Origin of the sequence: Pseudoalteromonas sp. T1lg22 (assembly GCF_002964645.1) — a bacterium.
Classification (GTDB): Bacteria; Pseudomonadota; Gammaproteobacteria; order Enterobacterales; family Alteromonadaceae; genus Pseudoalteromonas.
Genome location: NZ_PQBY01000002.1, coordinates 337,676 through 354,061, shown reverse-complemented (window position 1 = coordinate 354,061; position 16,386 = coordinate 337,676). Strand labels below are relative to the sequence as shown.

Annotated in this window: 15 protein-coding genes; 11 read left to right on the top strand and 4 right to left on the bottom strand. The window is 48.8% G+C overall.

What is annotated here, in order from left to right; genetic code table 11:
• Positions 1 to 64: 64 nt before the first annotated feature.
• Positions 65 to 1,240 carry a succinyl-diaminopimelate desuccinylase gene (gene dapE / locus C2M24_RS01595; RefSeq protein ID WP_105213146.1) on the top strand — a complete coding sequence of 392 codons (1,176 nt, stop codon included), beginning with the start codon at positions 65 to 67 and terminating at the stop codon, positions 1,238 to 1,240.
• A 75-nt stretch (positions 1,241 to 1,315) separates the two neighbouring features.
• On the opposite strand, the gene C2M24_RS01590 is transcribed toward dapE, so the two are convergent.
• A complete protein-coding gene (locus tag C2M24_RS01590) occupies positions 1,316 to 3,055 on the bottom strand; it encodes a GNAT family N-acyltransferase (protein WP_105213071.1) in 1,740 nt (579 codons plus the stop codon).
• A 178-nt stretch (positions 3,056 to 3,233) separates the two neighbouring features.
• On the opposite strand from C2M24_RS01590, the gene C2M24_RS01585 reads away from it, so the two are divergent.
• Positions 3,234 to 4,157 carry a 2-hydroxyacid dehydrogenase gene (locus C2M24_RS01585; protein WP_105213070.1) on the top strand — a complete coding sequence of 308 codons (924 nt, stop codon included), beginning with the start codon at positions 3,234 to 3,236 and terminating at the stop codon, positions 4,155 to 4,157.
• A 319-nt stretch (positions 4,158 to 4,476) separates the two neighbouring features.
• On the opposite strand, the gene smrA is transcribed toward C2M24_RS01585, so the two are convergent.
• Both smrA and C2M24_RS01575 read right to left on the bottom strand, forming a co-directional pair.
• The gene (gene smrA / locus C2M24_RS01580; RefSeq protein ID WP_105201096.1) at positions 4,477 to 5,070 is read right to left on the bottom strand and encodes a DNA endonuclease SmrA; all 594 of its coding nucleotides are present in this window, start codon (positions 5,068 to 5,070) and stop codon (positions 4,477 to 4,479) included.
• 110 nt (positions 5,071 to 5,180) lie between these two features.
• The gene (locus tag C2M24_RS01575) at positions 5,181 to 5,417 is read right to left on the bottom strand and encodes a hypothetical protein (protein ID WP_105200968.1); all 237 of its coding nucleotides are present in this window, start codon (positions 5,415 to 5,417) and stop codon (positions 5,181 to 5,183) included.
• Between the two features lie 589 nt (positions 5,418 to 6,006).
• Between C2M24_RS01575 and C2M24_RS01570 the strand changes: the two genes are divergently transcribed.
• Positions 6,007 to 6,387 carry a response regulator gene (locus C2M24_RS01570; RefSeq protein ID WP_105200969.1) on the top strand — a complete coding sequence of 127 codons (381 nt, stop codon included), beginning with the start codon at positions 6,007 to 6,009 and terminating at the stop codon, positions 6,385 to 6,387.
• 130 nt (positions 6,388 to 6,517) lie between these two features.
• Here the strand turns inward: C2M24_RS01570 and rpsT are convergent, their stop codons facing one another.
• A complete protein-coding gene (gene rpsT, locus C2M24_RS01565) occupies positions 6,518 to 6,778 on the bottom strand; it encodes a 30S ribosomal protein S20 (RefSeq protein WP_105190149.1) in 261 nt (86 codons plus the stop codon).
• A 326-nt stretch (positions 6,779 to 7,104) separates the two neighbouring features.
• On the opposite strand from rpsT, the gene murJ reads away from it, so the two are divergent.
• The 8 genes from murJ to C2M24_RS01525 all read left to right on the top strand — a co-directional run bounded on the left by murJ (position 7,105) and on the right by C2M24_RS01525 (position 16,178).
• Complete coding sequence (gene murJ / locus C2M24_RS01560) at positions 7,105 to 8,685, top strand: murein biosynthesis integral membrane protein MurJ (protein WP_105213069.1); 1,581 nt, start codon at positions 7,105 to 7,107, stop codon at positions 8,683 to 8,685.
• Positions 8,686 to 8,748: 63 nt separating this feature from the next.
• On the top strand, positions 8,749 to 9,699 hold the full coding sequence (gene ribF / locus C2M24_RS01555) for a bifunctional riboflavin kinase/FAD synthetase (RefSeq protein ID WP_105213068.1): 951 nt from the start codon (positions 8,749 to 8,751) through the stop codon (positions 9,697 to 9,699).
• 21 nt (positions 9,700 to 9,720) lie between these two features.
• Complete coding sequence (gene ileS / locus C2M24_RS01550) at positions 9,721 to 12,543, top strand: isoleucine--tRNA ligase (RefSeq protein ID WP_105213067.1); 2,823 nt, start codon at positions 9,721 to 9,723, stop codon at positions 12,541 to 12,543.
• 20 nt (positions 12,544 to 12,563) lie between these two features.
• On the top strand, positions 12,564 to 13,061 hold the full coding sequence (gene lspA / locus C2M24_RS01545) for a signal peptidase II (protein ID WP_442792493.1): 498 nt from the start codon (positions 12,564 to 12,566) through the stop codon (positions 13,059 to 13,061).
• The gene (gene fkpB / locus C2M24_RS01540) at positions 13,054 to 13,494 is read left to right on the top strand and encodes an FKBP-type peptidyl-prolyl cis-trans isomerase (RefSeq protein ID WP_105213066.1); all 441 of its coding nucleotides are present in this window, start codon (positions 13,054 to 13,056) and stop codon (positions 13,492 to 13,494) included. The genes lspA and fkpB overlap by 8 nt, the downstream gene beginning before the upstream one ends.
• Positions 13,494 to 14,423 (top strand): 4-hydroxy-3-methylbut-2-enyl diphosphate reductase, encoded by a 930-nt coding sequence (ispH, locus tag C2M24_RS01535; RefSeq protein WP_105213065.1) that lies wholly within the window; start codon positions 13,494 to 13,496, stop codon positions 14,421 to 14,423. Before fkpB ends, ispH begins: the two co-directional genes overlap by 1 nt.
• Before the next feature lie 16 nt (positions 14,424 to 14,439).
• Positions 14,440 to 15,474, top strand: coding sequence for a sensor histidine kinase (locus C2M24_RS01530; protein ID WP_105213064.1), 1,035 nt, complete (start codon positions 14,440 to 14,442; stop codon positions 15,472 to 15,474).
• Positions 15,474 to 16,178, top strand: a complete 705-nt coding sequence (locus C2M24_RS01525) for a LytR/AlgR family response regulator transcription factor (protein ID WP_105213063.1) — start codon at positions 15,474 to 15,476, stop codon at positions 16,176 to 16,178. The genes C2M24_RS01530 and C2M24_RS01525 overlap by 1 nt, the downstream gene beginning before the upstream one ends.
• The last annotated feature ends 208 nt before the right edge of the window (positions 16,179 to 16,386 follow it).

The window sequence follows — 16,386 nt, the reverse complement described above, 5'->3', positions numbered from 1 at the left end:
GTTGACATAAGGCTGTCATAAAAAGGCGCTGTAATGGCTTTAACGCCATGTTATGGAGCATTTTATGTCGAACGCTGCTCGCCTTAAGGCAAAGGTTTCGAATCTTGCGGATGAGCTTGTGTACTTGCAACAGCTTATTCGTTTTCCCTCGGTTACTCCCAATGAGGCCGGTGCCATCGCCTGGCTTGAACAGCAACTTACACAGCGGGGGTTTAGTTGTGAGCTCTTTGAGTGCCAGGGGGTGAGCAATCTGATAGCTAAATACGAGTTTGGCCCAGGGAGTGCCTTTGCGTTTTGCGGCCATATAGATGTGGTACCAGCCGCCGCCGAGCGTTGGCGCTGCGATCCTTTCGCTGGCGACATTATCGATGGCGAAATTTATGGTCGAGGTGCCGCGGATATGAAGGGCGGGGTCGCGGCCATGCTGGCGGCCACCGATCGCTTATTGGCGGCTAAGCCAACTCAGGGACAATTCTATTGGTTGATCACCTCGGATGAAGAGGGTGAGGCCGAGTTTGGCAGTGCCGAGATTGCTAAGCATCTGGCAAACCAGGGTGTGCGTTTAGACGCCTGTCTTGTCGGCGAGCCCACCGCTGATTTGCATGCCGGTGATACCATCAAAAATGGTCGTCGTGGCGCCTTGTCGGCACGCATTAGTGTTAAGGGTCGCGCCGGACATGTTGCCTATCCAGAGCATACGGTCAATGCCGCGCATATTGGTGCGCAATTGGCGGTGGCGCTGCAACAAATTCACTGGCATAAGGATATTGAGGGCTCGAAAACCACATTACAGGTGACCGGCCTACATGTACCTAACAGTTTGGATAACCTGGTGCCAGCCCAGTGCCAGCTGACCTTTAATGTGCGCTATAGCCATGGTTATCGCAGTAATGATGTGCAGGACATGGTCAATCAGGCCCTGGCGCCTTGGTTAAATGAGATTGAAATCAGTTGGGAGCGCCCTTGTGAGCCTTATTACACCTCCGGTGGTGGCAATATCGATCTGATTGCGGTATTGGAAAGCGCCATTTATGCCTGTACTCACAGTTATCCTAAGCTCAGCACCAGTGGCGGCACATCCGATGGGCGCTTTTTTGCCAACGAGCACACTCAGGTGGTGGAGTGTGGTGTACGCAACCACACCATCCATCAGGATAATGAGCGGGTTGCAGTGGCGGATCTTACTGCTATTACCGATATTTATGCCCAGACGCTAAAGCAGGTGTTCGCCTGCTCTTAAGAGTGGGCACTGTAATTAAGAGATGAAAAAGCCGGTGTGAAAACCGGCTTTTTTGTGGTTGGGGGAATCTGTTAACTAGTTTTCTTTTGTACGGGCGATCAGGGCATCATTGGTGAGATAGCGCTGCGCCTTTTTCTCTTTCAGCTTGGCCATATCGACCAATACCAGGCCGTCGATACAGTTATTAAAGTCAGGGTCGACACTAAAGCTTAAAAATGAGACCCCGTCCTCCTGGCAAAGTTCAGTGTATTGCTTGAACAGGGTTGGCACCTGGGCGCCCATATTGGCCAAAATATGCTTTAACTCGGTAAAGTCCGCTTTAACATCATTTCCGCAGAACAGGCTTTGCGCATAGGCCTGAGTATCGTCACTGTGTTTAAACTCATGTTTAGGAATAGCCAGTTGCTGCACTTGTCCATAATAATGTTGGTAGTGGTACACCAGCAGCTCCTTGGCATTTTCCGGCAGTGCATTAGAGAGGCTGACGGCGCCGAATAGATAGCGGTACTTGGGGTAGCGGCTAACGAAGGCACCAATGCCAAACCATAAATAATCCAGGCTCTTGCGGCCCCAGTACTTTGGTTGCACAAAGCTGCGCCCGAGCTCTATGCCTTGCTGGAAATATTCATCCATGCCCGGCTCGTAGTCGAACAGGCTGTCCGTGTACAGGCCCTGACGCCCTTGTTTATTGATGATTTCGTCGGCACAGGCCAGTCGGTAAGCGCCTACTAACTCCAGCTGCTTTGGATCCCAAAGCAAGAGGTGATGATAGTCCATATCATATTTGTCTATATCGCGACGTTTGCCACTGCCTTCGCCCACGGCGCGAAAGGCGATTTCCCGCAGACGGCCAAGTTCGCGAAACAGCGCCGAGCTGCCCTGATACTGATACAGATAAATATGCATGCCGTCCTGAGTTTCTCCCAAACGCTCGCAGTCATTAAGGGCCGATACCAAGGCCTTGCGGCACTCGGCATGGGCAATAGGCGTCTGAGTTTTTAATAGCTCAGGCTTTTTCGTGCCAAGACGATAAAGCTGTTTGCGGATCAGGCGGCTGATCTCTTTATCGTTGAGGTTATCAAGCAGATATGACTTGGGCACTATGGCGGCGCCAATTTCAAATTCCAGCGACTTTTGTCTTTGCTTGAACATTTCCTTGACCAACAAGAGGCTGGCCAGTGGCTTGTAGATCATTGAGGTGCCGTAAAACAGCGGGCTGTTCTTGGCCTTAACTAAAATTGGCAAAACAGGGGCGCTGGCTTTTTTAGCAATGCGTAAAAAGCCGTGGTTCCAGGTGCAGTCCTTGACGCCGGTTGGACGCAAACGCGATACCTCTCCGGCGGGGAAAATCAACAGGGCTCCTTCATCCTTAAGATGTTGATGAATAGCGCCCAGCTCTTTTTTACGGCTGTTGCCGGACATATTGTCCACCGGCAATAATAAGGAGTGCATGGGGGTGACACTCATCAGTAAGCGGTTGGCGACCACCTTGATATCCGGGCGGACTCGCGCCAACACGCTGATCAATGCCAGGGCATCAAGTGAGCCGATAGGGTGGTTAGCCACTATTACCAAGCGCCCTTCGCTGGGAATATTGTCCAGTTGCGCGGAGTTAAATCGCGCGCTGAAATCCAGCTCTTCTAAAACTTGCTCGATAAACTCCAGGCCCTGTAAGTGTGGGTAATTATCACCAAAAGCAACAAACTCCTGCTCATGTAACAAATAACCCAGGCCTTTTTTAACCAGCCCCTTTACCTTGGGTGAGTTTGCTAAACTCGGTAGGTTATCTTCTACGACCTTATCAATGCTGATCATACTGTGCCCTTTGGCAACGAAATAATAGCTAGATTAAAAATCGACCATGACACTAAGGTGTAAAATAAGTGACAGTTTTAAGACTGGGCGAGGGTTAAAGCGGCCATTGCAAAATAGCCTAGTGACGCTGCACTAAGGCTATGTGATACTGCTCTTTTTTATTGTTCGGGAGTAGTCGATGAGCTTATTGTTAGCCATTCCTAATCGTAATATCGAGCGTTTAGAAGCCCAGCTTCAGGCGCAATTGGGGGCTGATAAGGTACAGGTATGGCCGAATATAGTTGATGCCGAGGGCGTAGACATGGTGCTCGGCTGGCAGGTACCTGAAGAATTATGGTCGCAGTTGCCGAATGTGCGCGCGGTAATGTCTTTTGGTGCCGGTGTCGATGGATTGAACTTGGCGGCTATTCCCGCGCACCTGCCCGTCGGTCGCATTGTCGACCCTGAGTTGGCTGCGGATATGGCCGAATATGTATTAACTCAGGTGTTACTGCATAAAACCAATATGCCCCGTTATATGCATCAGCAAGAGCAGCAAGTTTGGCGGCCCAAGCGAGTACGCTCTCATAATCGGGTGGGTTTGCTGGGTTTTGGTCAACTTGGGCAAGCCATAGCCAAGCGTTTAAGCGCTAATGGTTGCTCTGTGATGGCTTATTCTAATGGCGCTAAAACCGATAGTGATGAGGTGCAGCATTTTCATGGTGAACTGGGTCTGAATACCATGTTGGCACAAAGCGATTATCTGGTGTGTATTTTGCCCTTGACCGAGCAAACAAGAGGGATAATCAATGCCGATTTGCTGGCTAAACTGCCCGATCATGCGGTAGTGATAAATGTTGGCCGTGGTGCCCATGTGGTGGAAGAGGATTTACTGGCGGCGCTGCAAGCGCAGCAACTTGGTGGCGCATCTCTCGATGTCTTTAATCAGGAGCCTTTGCCCGCAGAGCACATGTTTTGGCAAACTCCAAACCTGATCGTCACTCCCCATTGCAGTGCGCTAAGCAGGATAGATACCGTGGTTGAGCAGGTGGTGACTAATTATCAGCGCTTACAGCGGGGCGAAGCTTTGCTCCATTGCATAGACAGGCAGCGGCAATACTAAATTACTACTGTCTAAGTAAACAGCTTGTTAATTTTTTGCCGCTTGCTTATAGTATGTGCCGTTACATACTTGATGTAAAAAATAATAATAATAATCTTAGCCGCTAAAAGGCTAAGCCAAGTGGGAAGCGTTATGAAACACAATCAAGGTGGAGCTAAGTTTAGCTATATATTGATTTGGGTTGCTTTTCTCGGATTAGCGGCCTGGTTCAACCAAGCTAACGCCATGCCTTTATAAGGTCTAGGGCTAGAACACTACCATTCCAATGCATAAAAATGCCGAGCTGAGCTCGGCTTTTTTTTTGCCTGATATTCGAGTCTTAGCGCTTGGCGTGCAGTTCTCGGTTTTCCAGTTTTTTCTGCGCACTTTTTTTCAATAATGCATAGGTGGAGCCAAGGCCGCCGTGGCATTTTAGGGCGCTATGGAAAGCCAAAACACAATCGAGTTGCTGCAGCCAATGGTTCACATAGCTTTTTAGCAGGCCTTTATGGGGCTGGCTCTTTTCTCCAATACCGTGCCTTATCAGTAATACGCGAATATTCCGTTCATGGCAGTCGGTAATGGTTTCATACATGGCCTTGCGTGCCTGGACCAGGGTTTGACCGTGCAAATCTAAGGTGGCATCCACATCATATTTACCAAGGCGCAGATTTTTATACACGCCTTCTTGCACACCGGATTTTTTAAAGGCTAGAAAATCATGGGGATCGAGTAGTTCAACATGTTCGCTTGCGAGCAGGTTGTCATCGAACTGGATCGCTTGCTCCGCTGCCCGACGTTTCTCCTGCTGTGCAAGCGTGGGTTTAGATGAGCGTTGAAAGTAACTGACGGTATCTGGCTTTGCCATGGGGGTAACATCACCCATAAACTCTGCAAATAGGTCGCTGTCGCGTGCTGGAGAAGAAGAATTCATAATCGCCTCGGCCAAATAAATTACAGCTAGGCTGATGTTAGCCTATTTTATTTGACTTGTACCACAGCATTTTTGTGCCGTGGTACCAAGTGCGTTATTTTTGCGCTGTTTTACACTAGAGTGCGGCCAACGCGGCTGGTGTATACCTTAAATAAATAGAAGGTATTAATTAACACTAGGGTAATGTTAGTCAAACCATTAGGTGTAACTAACTGCTGAGCATGGACAAAAAATAACAAACCAATGGCGATACTTGCGGCGATACGCAGCAGGGTGCCATGACTAATAAAGAAAGCGCCAATAGCCAGTGCTCCAAGTATGATTTGAATTCCAAGGTTGACGTCCAAGTTGCTCGACTCCAAAGTGTAATAGGACTAAAAAAGAGGCGCTATTATGCGAGCCATTATGGGTGCAAACAAACTAAAAAAAATATCATTTTCGGATAAGTTTTATTAATCTGAAATTTAATGCGCTCAGAGTGAGAATACATCCATATTGAGGTGCGGGATCTGGGCCGTTGGGTATTAGCCGGACAATAAAGGAATTCAGGTAAAATCAGGATAATTGCCAATTTATAGGGGTAAATGACTGCAAATCAGTGGTTAAGGAGGCGTTCATCAGTTTTTTTAGCATCTGAAAAAATAGATAATGATGCATTACTGATTAGAACTAATGCAGGCTAGCGTTTTCTTTATGACTATATAGGGAACTTGATTGAGGTTAAGTCGATAGAATAAACATAAGTTTGCTTAATGTTTAATAAGGCAGTTAAGCGCCCCGTCATTTCTACCTTGTAAGCTTGGTTACCAAGGCGCTGGCAGATGCTTGGCCTAACCGTCGCATCGCTCTATAATAAGGGCGGTTTTTAGTGTAGTTTGGTTATCTAAGTTAATTCTTAGGATTGCCCCATTCAGTAGGATAAGTTAGGAAGTTTCAATGGACGATATAGCAATATTAATAGTGGATGATGTTGGCACGGTACGGAGTTTTCTCAACCAAACCTTGATGCATTTAGGGATAGACGATGTCGATGAAGCGGCGACTGCGGCGCAATGTATGTCGGCCTGTGCGCAAAAGCGTTACCAGATTGTATTTTTAGATATCGAACTGCCCGATGGTGACGGAAAGGCGATGATAGCCGACATTAACGCTATTTTGCCCGAGGCGAAGGTGGTGATGGTTAGCGCGCATTCTACTATTGATAATGTAAAGGATGCCATAGACAAGGGCGCCAAAGGTTTTGTGGTGAAACCCTTTTCACCGAAGAAGATTGCGGCGATGCTGAAAAAGTTTTATCCCAGCATAGAGTTTGCCTAAGAGGCAACTCAAGAAATGGGGAGCAGGTGTATACCGCGCCTGCTTAATCATGTGTTTATTCGAACGTGATTGATTTGCAGACATAAAAAAACCGGCCTAGGCCGGTTTTTTTGCTAGATTAAGAGCTAAATTATAGCGCTTTTATCTTAGCAGCAAGACGGCTCTTATGGCGAGCTGCCTTGTTTTTGTGGATTAGACCCTTAGTTGCGTAACGATCTAAAATAGGTGTAGCTACTGCGAAAGCCGCTTGTGCAGCTTCTTTGTCACCAGCTTGGATGGCAGCAATTACTTTCTTTGTGTATGTACGCATCATTGAACGACGGCTTGCGTTGTGCTGACGGCGTTTTTCGCTGGTTACAGCGCGTTTCTTTGCAGACTTGATGTTAGCCAAGGTTTGCTCCTAACAATCTTAAATAAAGCTTATATTTAAAGGCCGTGGACTATGCCCGTTTTTTTTCAATTTGTCAATCAAATTTACTCACGTGGCACAGCCAACTGCAGGAGTAACGAATCGCCAATGCCTACCGGGAGACACATATATAAGGTGCTATAGCGGGTTAGCGCACCCTATACCCAATAAAATTTGGTTTGTTATTGCAGTTAATGGCCTGTGACCGCGGCGGATTATAGCAAAGCAAATGAGCGGCGACCAGCGCTGTATTCGCTCGGCTTTTATTGGCATAATGCCGCAATTAATGTCGGCCCAAGAGAGGATGTGTGGCTAACAGCTTGTTTCGTTCCGGTATGATTGTCAGTGCCATGACAATGATTTCGCGGGTATTAGGATTAGTACGCGATGCGGTGGTGGCCAATTTATTGGGTGCCAATGCCAGTGCCGACGTATTTTTATTCGCCAATCGCATTCCCAACTTTTTACGTCGCTTATTCGCCGAAGGTGCGTTTGCGCAGGCCTTTGTGCCAGTTCTGAGCGAGATAAAAGAACAACAAGGGGATGACGCGGTACGGCTTTTTGTGGCCCGCGCCGCCGGCACCCTGGGCACCATATTAATTATTGTTACCCTGCTTGGGGTGATAGGCTCGCCCATAATTGCCGCGCTGTTTGGCGCCGGCTGGTTTGTGGACTGGTATCAAGGTGGCGCCGATGGAGAAAAGTTCCTGCTTGCCTCAAGCTTGTTGAAATGGACCTTTCCCTATTTATTCTTCGTCTCCTTGGTGGCCCTCAGTGGAGCTATTTTAAACGTTTATAACCGTTTTGCGGTGGCCGCCTTTACCCCAGTGCTGCTTAATGTGGCCATTATTGGCTGTGCTGTTTTTCTGCATCAGCAATTCGATGTCGGGGCCTATGCGCTGGCCATAGGTGTATTTGTCGGTGGCGTGGTGCAACTGGCATTTCAAATCCCCTTTTTATATCGCGCCAAGATGTTGGTTCGGCCGCGTTGGGGCTGGCATGATGAAGGGGTGAAAAAGGTAAGAACCCTGATGATCCCGGCGCTGTTCGGGGTGTCGGTGTCGCAAATAAACCTCTTCTTGGATACGGTTATTGCGTCCTTCCTGGTGACCGGCTCCATTGCCTGGCTTTATTATGCCGACCGCTTAATTGAATTCCCTCTCGGGCTATTTGGCATTGGCATTGCCACGGTGATCTTGCCGACGCTGTCAAAATTACATGCCGGCGATAAAGGTTCGGACTTCCAGGTTACTCTGGACTGGGGCGTGCGCTTTGTGATTTTCCTTGGACTGCCGGCCATGGTTGGCTTGATGCTCATCAGCCCGCTGATCATTACCGTGCTGTTCGACCATGGCGCCTTTGCCAGTGCCGGTGAAGACCATGTAAGGGCTGTGGCCTTAGGTGTTGCCGCCTACGCGGTGGGCCTGGTGAGCTTTATGCTCATTAAGGTCTTGGCGCCTGGCTTTTATGCCCGCCAGGATACCCGTACTCCGGTACGCATTGGTATTATCGCCATGGCGCTGAACATGGTGTTTAACCTTATGTTGGCGCCCTTTATCGGTTATCTGGGATTGGCTCTGGCCACGGCGCTGTCGGCTACTTGTAATGCCTTTTTGCTGTATCGTCAGCTGGCCAAGGACGAGGTGTATCATTTTTCCCGCTTTAGTTTGGTCTTTAGTAGCAAATGCCTTATTGCTAGCGTGGTTATGGGTATTCTGGTTTACCTGGTGCAAGCCCAGTTTGCGTGGCAAGATTGGCCCTTGCTTGAGCAGATAATACTGCTGGCTGGCCTGATAGGGGCGGCGGCAAGCACTTACTTTGGTATGCTTTTTATTTTTGGTGTGCGTCCAAGTACGATAAAAAATGTGGCAACTACTGAATCACATTAAAAAAAAGATTATAATCGAGCACTTTCGTCAGCAGTAGTGCGCAAAGACAAGGCATTTTGAGCGATGGAGCTTATACGCGGAATCCACAATATACGCGACCAGCATCACGGCTGTGTACTCACCATAGGTAACTTTGATGGGGTGCACTTAGGCCATGTTGAGGTGATCAAGGGGTTACTAGAGGACGCCAAGGCGTTAAACCTACCCAGCACAGTGATGATCTTCGAGCCGCAGCCACAGGAGTTCTTTTGTAAAGATCAGGCTCCGGCACGGCTAACGCGACTGCGTGATAAGCTGGCTTTACTTGCCAAGCTTGGGGTTGAGCGGGTGATCTGTGTCAGCTTTAACCGCAAATTTGCCAATTTAGCCGCTGCTGATTTTGTACAGCAAGTGTTGATTGACAAGCTGGGCGTACAGGCCCTGACCGTGGGCGATGACTTTCGCTTCGGACGTGGCAGGGAAGGTGACTTTTCTTTGCTGCAAGAGCTGGGCAAGGGCGCCGGTATGGCGGTAAAAAGCACGGAAAGCTTTAAAAAAGCCAATGCCAGAGTGAGCAGCACTGCTATTCGTACCGCCTTGAAAGCGGGAGACTTGCAACTGGCGAAAACCATGCTGGGTCATGACTATGCCATCAGTGGCCGGGTGATCCATGGTTGGAAAAAAGGTCGCGAGTTGGGTTTTCCGACCGCCAATGTCGCCCTTAAACGCCAGGTATGCCCTCTTAATGGCGTTTTTGCGGTGCAGGCGGTGATAGCCGGGCGCACCTACAATGGGGTAGCAAATGTAGGTAACAAACCTACATTTAATGGTACCCGGGCCTTGTTGGAAGTACACTTGTTCGACTTTGCCCAGTCGATTTATGGACAATTTATAGAAGTGAAGCTTAAACATAAGCTTCGCGACGAACAAAAATTTAATGGCTTCGATGAATTGGTGCAGCAAATTAAGCACGATGCCATCGCGGCAAAGCAGTTTTTTACTTTAGCGACCACCGCCCAGAGCGGCAGTCTGTAGCCGATACGGAAAGTAGGATTAATGAGCGACTATAAACATACCTTAAACTTACCGGAAACCGAGTTTCCAATGCGTGGCAACCTAGCCCAACGCGAACCGCAAATGTTAAAGCAATGGTACGAGCAAGACTTGTACGGACAAATTCGCGCCGCAAAAAAAGGTAAGAAGTCTTTCATCTTGCATGATGGACCTCCTTATGCCAATGGCAACATTCACCTAGGTCACTCAGTCAACAAAATCCTAAAAGACGTGATTATCAAGTCGAAAACCCTGTCGGATTTCGATGCCCCGTATGTGCCGGGCTGGGACTGTCACGGTCTGCCAATTGAATTAATGGTTGAGAAAAAAGTAGGCAAGCCGGGTCACAAGGTAACAGCCGCAGAATTCAGACAAAAATGTCGTGACTACGCCGCCAAGCAGGTGGAAGGTCAAAAAGCCGACTTTAAACGCCTGGGCGTATTCGGTGAGTGGGACAACCCATATCTGACCATGAACTTCGATTTCGAAGCCAATGCTATCCGTACTTTAGGTCGTATTATCGACAAGGGTCACCTGCATAAGGGTGCTAAGCCGGTACACTGGTGTACGGATTGTGGTTCGGCCCTGGCCGAAGCCGAGGTTGAATACCAAGACAAGCAGTCGCCAGCCATCGATGTGAAGTTTGTGTTCGCCGACGAGCAGGCCGTTGAAACGGCATTTGCGTTGAGCGCAGAGCACAAGGGCACAGGTAGCATCGCCACCGCGATTTGGACCACAACGCCTTGGACCTTGCCAGCTAACCGTGCTGTAGCGGTACACGCTAATCTTGAATATGCCTTAGTCCAAGTAGAAGACGAAGGCCAACAACAGCGTTTAGTGCTTGGCTCTGAATTGGTTAAAGATTGTATGGACCGTTTTGGCTTTAAGCATTTCCACACGCTTGGTTATGCCAAAGGTTCTGCCCTTGAAAACCTGCAAGCAGCGCACCCATTCTTAGAATTCAATGTACCGGTTATTCTTGGCGACCACGTTACTACGGACTCGGGTACAGGTATCGTTCATACCGCGCCGGGCCATGGTCAAGAAGACTATGCGGCAGGTCTTGCCTATGGCCTTGAAGTGGCGAACCCGGTTGGTGCTAACGGTGTGTATCTTCCGGATACACCTATTTTCGCCGGTCAGCACGTATTTAAAGCCAATCCGAATGTGATTGAGCTGCTGCAAGAAAAAGGTGCATTGTTGCATCACCATGCGCTTCAGCACAGCTACCCACATTGTTGGCGCCATAAAACGCCTATTATCTTCCGTGCTACGCCGCAGTGGTTTATTGCCATGGATAAAGCGGGCTTACGCCAGGATTCACTGGCTGAAATCAAGAAGACAGAGTGGTTGCCAAGCTGGGGTGAAAGCCGTATTGAAAACATGGTTGAAGGTCGCCCGGACTGGTGTATCTCGCGTCAGCGTACCTGGGGTGTGCCGATTGCCCTGTTTGTTGATAAAGACACGGGTGATTTACACCCGAATACCAGCGAACTAATCGAAAAAGCGGCGCAACTGGTAGAAAAAGGCGGCATTCAGGCATGGTATGACCTTGAGCCGGAAACCCTATTAGGTGCGGATGCCGAGCGTTATGTAAAAGTACAAGATACTTTGGACGTGTGGTTTGACTCGGGTGTTACTCACGCCTGTGTACTGGATGCTCGCGATGAGCTGAGCTCACCTGCGGATCTATACCTGGAAGGGTCGGATCAGCACCGTGGTTGGTTTATGTCATCGCTAATGACCAGTGTTGCCATTCATGGCCGCGCGCCATACCGTCAGGTTATGACTCATGGTTTCACCGTGGATGAAAACGGCCGTAAGATGTCTAAGTCTTTAGGTAACGTGATTTCACCGCAAGACGTGATGAATAAAATGGGCGCCGACATTCTGCGTCTATGGGTGGCGTCGACCGACTTTACCGCAGAGATGACGGTATCGGATGAAATTTTCAAACGCGCCGCGGATCGTTACCGTCGTATTCGTAATACCAGCCGTTACCTACTGGCTAACCTAAATGGCTTTAACCCAAGCACCGACCTGGTTGAAGTAGCAGACATGGTTGAGCTGGATCGTTGGATCGTTTCTCGTGCGGAGCAGTTGCAAGAAGAAATCGTTAATGCCTATGACGAGTATCAGCTACTTGTGGTTACACAGAAGCTAATGAACTTCTGTACCGGCGAGCTGGGCTCTTTCTACTTAGACGTGATCAAAGACCGTCAATACACGGCCAAGGCTGACTCGCACGCTCGTCGTTCATGTCAGAGCGCTCTGTACCATATTGCCGAGGCGATGACACGTTGGATGGCGCCTATTCTAAGCTTTACCGCTCAAGAAATCTGGCAGGTGCTGCCGGGTGAGCGCAGCGAGTTTGTATTTACCGGTACCTGGTATGAAGGTTTAACTGCGGTTGAAGGTAAGTTCTCAGATGAGCAATGGCAAACCGTGTTGAACGTCCGTGATGCGGTAAACCGTGTCCTGGAAAGTGCCCGTAAAGAAGACATTATCGGTGCTACCTTGCAAGCAGAGGTGACTCTGTACGCCAATGACGAGCTTAAAGCGACACTGGATGCCTTGTCTGACGAGCTGCGCTTTGTGCTGCTGACCTCTAAAGTATCCGTGCTTGCCCATGGTGATAAGCCGGCTGACATTGAAGAGTCTGAATTGACTGGCTTAGCCGTATTCGTGGCCGCCACTAATGCACAAAAATGTGAGCGTTGTTGGCACTATTGTGATGATGTAGGCAGTGTTGAAGCGCATGCGGAGCTGTGTGGTCGCTGTGTTACCAACGTTGATGGCGATGGCGAAACACGTCAATTTGCATAATCTCAGCTGTAGGAGTGAATGTGTCAGCTAAGCGTAATGGATTAATTTGGTTGGTACTTACTGTGGTGCTTTTGGTGGTCGACTGGGCCACCAAAACCCTAGTAGTGAATACCATGACCTTAGGGCAGACCATAGATATTCTGCCGGTTTTCAATATTACCTATGTACATAACCCAGGTGCTGCATTTAGCTTTTTAAGCGATGCCGGTGGCTGGCAACGTTGGTTTTTAAGTGCCATTGCGGTGGCGATTTCGGTGTTACTGATCTGGTGGCTTAAACGCTTACCCGCATCGAATAAATTACTTGGCTGTGCCTATGCCCTTGTGTTGGCTGGCGCCCTAGGTAATCTTTATGATCGTATGGTTTATGGCTATGTGATTGATTTTATTCATGTGTATTATCAGAACTGGCATTACCCCAAGTTTAATATTGCCGATTGCGCCATCTGTATTGGTGCCGCGCTATTGTTAATTGATGCCTTTAAATCAAGCAGTAAAAAGGAGTCGGTCAATGAGTGAAGCCATTATCGGTGCTAATTCTGAAGTAGTGTTTCATTTTTCGATCAAGTTGTCGGATGGCTCTGCCGCCGATTCCACCAAGGTTCACAACAAGCCTGCTAAACTGGTAATGGGTGATGGCAGCCTGACGGAAAACTTTGAGAAGTGTTTGCTGGGCCTGCGTGCCGGTGAGGAAAAAAGCTTTGAGCTTGAGCCTGAGGATGCCTTTGGCCAACCTAATCCGGACAATATTTATCATGTGGATCGCAGCAAGTTCAGCGCCGAAGCGCCAGCTAAGGTGGGCGCAATTATTGCTTTTACTCAGCCAGATGGCACCGAGCTACCGGGTGTAGTGCGTGAAGTGCAAGGCGAGTCGGTGACTATTGATTTCAACCATCCTTTAGCCGGTCAAAAGCTGACGTTTGAGGTGGAGATCTTAGAGGTAATTAACTGATGAAAATCATGTTAGCCAACCCGCGCGGATTTTGTGCCGGGGTCGATAGAGCGATCAGTATAGTAGAGCGTGCCTTGGATATTTTCGAGGCGCCCATCTATGTGCGTCATGAAGTGGTGCACAATAAATACGTGGTCAATGGTCTAAAAGATCGAGGCGCCGTGTTTGTTGAAGAGCTGGATCAGGTACCCGATGACAGTATCGTGATTTTCAGTGCTCATGGAGTATCGCAAGCGGTACGCCAGGAAGCCAAACGTCGTGAGCTGAAAGTATTTGACGCTACCTGTCCTTTGGTTACTAAGGTACATATGGAAGTAACCCGGGCTTCACGCCGTGGCACCGAATGTATTTTGATCGGTCACCAGGGTCATCCAGAAGTGGAAGGCACCATGGGTCAATACGACAACCCAGAGGGTGGCATCTACCTGGTGGAAACCCCAGAGGACGTGGCCAAGCTTGAGGTTAAAGATCCTAGCAAGCTGTTTTACTGCAGCCAAACCACCTTGTCGGTGGACGATACCGCCGATGTGATAGACGCATTGCGTGAGCGTTTTTCGGATATCGATGGCCCGCGTAAGGACGATATCTGCTACGCCACACAAAACCGTCAGGATGCGGTGCGTGATTTGGCAGACAAGGTTGATGTGCTTTTAGTTGTCGGTGCTAAGAATAGCTCCAACTCTAACCGTTTGCGTGAGCTGGCAAGCAAAATGGGCACCACAGCCTATTTGATTGATGATGCCAGCTCCATTGATGCCAACTGGTTACAAAATGTTGATAGCGTTGGCGTAACAGCAGGCGCATCAGCGCCAGAGGTGTTGGTAAAAGAGGTGGTCAATCACCTTAAATCACTTGGCGGTGAGCAGGTGATGGAAAACCCGGGACGTGAAGAAGATATAGTCTTTGCCGTTCCTGCAGAGCTTAGATAAGCACTTGGGGTGATTAATGAGTCAGTCGTTATCAGCCCAAGCTAATTCTTATTCTTTACTGACCACCTTGTGTCAAACGCGCGGTATTCTGAGCGCTTTGATCGTGGCACAGGTGCTGGCCCTGATCATCAGTTTCAGCGAGTACCAACCGGATAATTTCTGGTTGGTACTTGGCCAGAGCAGCCTGCTTATTCAATTTATTACCTCCATCAGCATTGCTGCGCTTTATGTTCTGAGTCGAGTTAAGCCTGACCTAAACAATTCTGTGCAAGCGCTTGCCGTGGTTGCTGTGTTGGTGCTGAGCACCCTGGCTATCACCTTTTATATCAGCTACCTCGAACTGCTCGATGCCCGGCTTTCCCATTGGTTTGTGTTTAAAAGCAGTGCCATTAGTTTACTGGTAGCGGCCTTATTTGTGCAGTTTATGGCCATCTATAATGAACACGCCAAGGCGCATTCGGCCTATGCGCGAGCTCAGCTTGATGCGTTACAGGCCCGTATTCGCCCCCATTTCTTGTTCAATAGCCTCAACACCCTAGCCGAGTTGGCCCATGAAGACAGCGACGCCGCGGAGGAATCGGCATTGGCGCTGGCGTCTTTATCCCGGGCGGCGATGCAGGTGGGTCAGCAAAGTACCCTGGCGCAAGAGCTGGCTTTGGCCAAGCGCTATATTGCCCTGGAGCAGTGGCGTTTTGGCGAGCGTCTAAAGGTAAACTGGCATCTTCCCAAGGAAATACCCGAGGTGGTTTTGCCTTGTTTAACACTGCAGCCGCTGTTGGAAAATGCTGTGGTTCACGGTATTGAGAGCAGTGATAAGGGCGGGGTGATCGATGTTGAGGTACATATTAGTAAGCAAAGTGCTACTGTTATTGTTAGCAACAGTTTGAGTGCGCAGCCAACACCAACAACACGAGCTCATAACGGTATCGCCTTGGATAATATTCAAAAGCGTCTGAGCATCATTTATGCCGGCCAAGCCAGCATGCGCGCGCGCCGACTGGCGAACAGTTACCGCGTTAAGTTGGTGGTGCCTAAAATGGAGTTTATATAGTGCAGGTTTTGATCGTTGATGATGAGCCCATGGCGCAAAAGCGCCTTAATCGCTTGTTGGCCGAGCACGCCCATATAGATGTGATCGGGTATGCGAATAATGGTGTGGAGGCTGTTGAGTTAGCTGCACAATTGCAGCCCGATGTGATCTTTATTGACGTTGAAATGCCGGGGAAGAACGGCTTAAGTGCGGCGCAAGAAATTAACGGGCAGGCCATTCCGCCGGCTATTGTGTTTGTAACCGCTCACCCTCAGCATGCCCTCGATGCTTTTAAGGTGATGCCTGCTGCATATCTGTTAAAACCCTTGGAGCGCCAAGAGCTGGATACAGTGGTGAATAAACTGAGCCAACTTAATAAGGCGCAGGTAAAAGGGCAGCAACAGCAGAGCATTAGCTATAAGGTAGGAAATCAGACCAAAAAATTAAACCTGGCTGATATTCTTTATTGTTGTAGCGATGGTAAGTACACCCAAGCCTTCTGTAGTGATACGCAGGTGTTACTCGATACCAGCCTCAAAGAGTTGGAGCAACAGTACCCGAGGGTGTTTTTGCGTATTCACCGCAATACCTTGGTAAACAAGGCGCAGCTTCAATCCGTGGTGCAGCAGGACAAGCAATATCAGGTACGGTTAAAATCTAGCCCCGAGTTATTGAGTGTCAGTCGTCGCGAAGTCTCGCGGGTAAAAGAAGCGTTAGCCGACTAACTTATCATTAACCATGTTTTTCGCTCCTGGATTGCTACCCGCTACTCAAGTTTGCAGGAAGCGATTTAACTTCTTTCACACGTCACTTATGTGAGTTCAGCTTAACGCTGTTTTTTAAGGAAAAAAATCTTAGTTTTTTTGGTACTACCTGAACCCTTTACTTAGCTCGACCGCTTATTCCTCTAAATATACCGTTTATTCCTTCTGA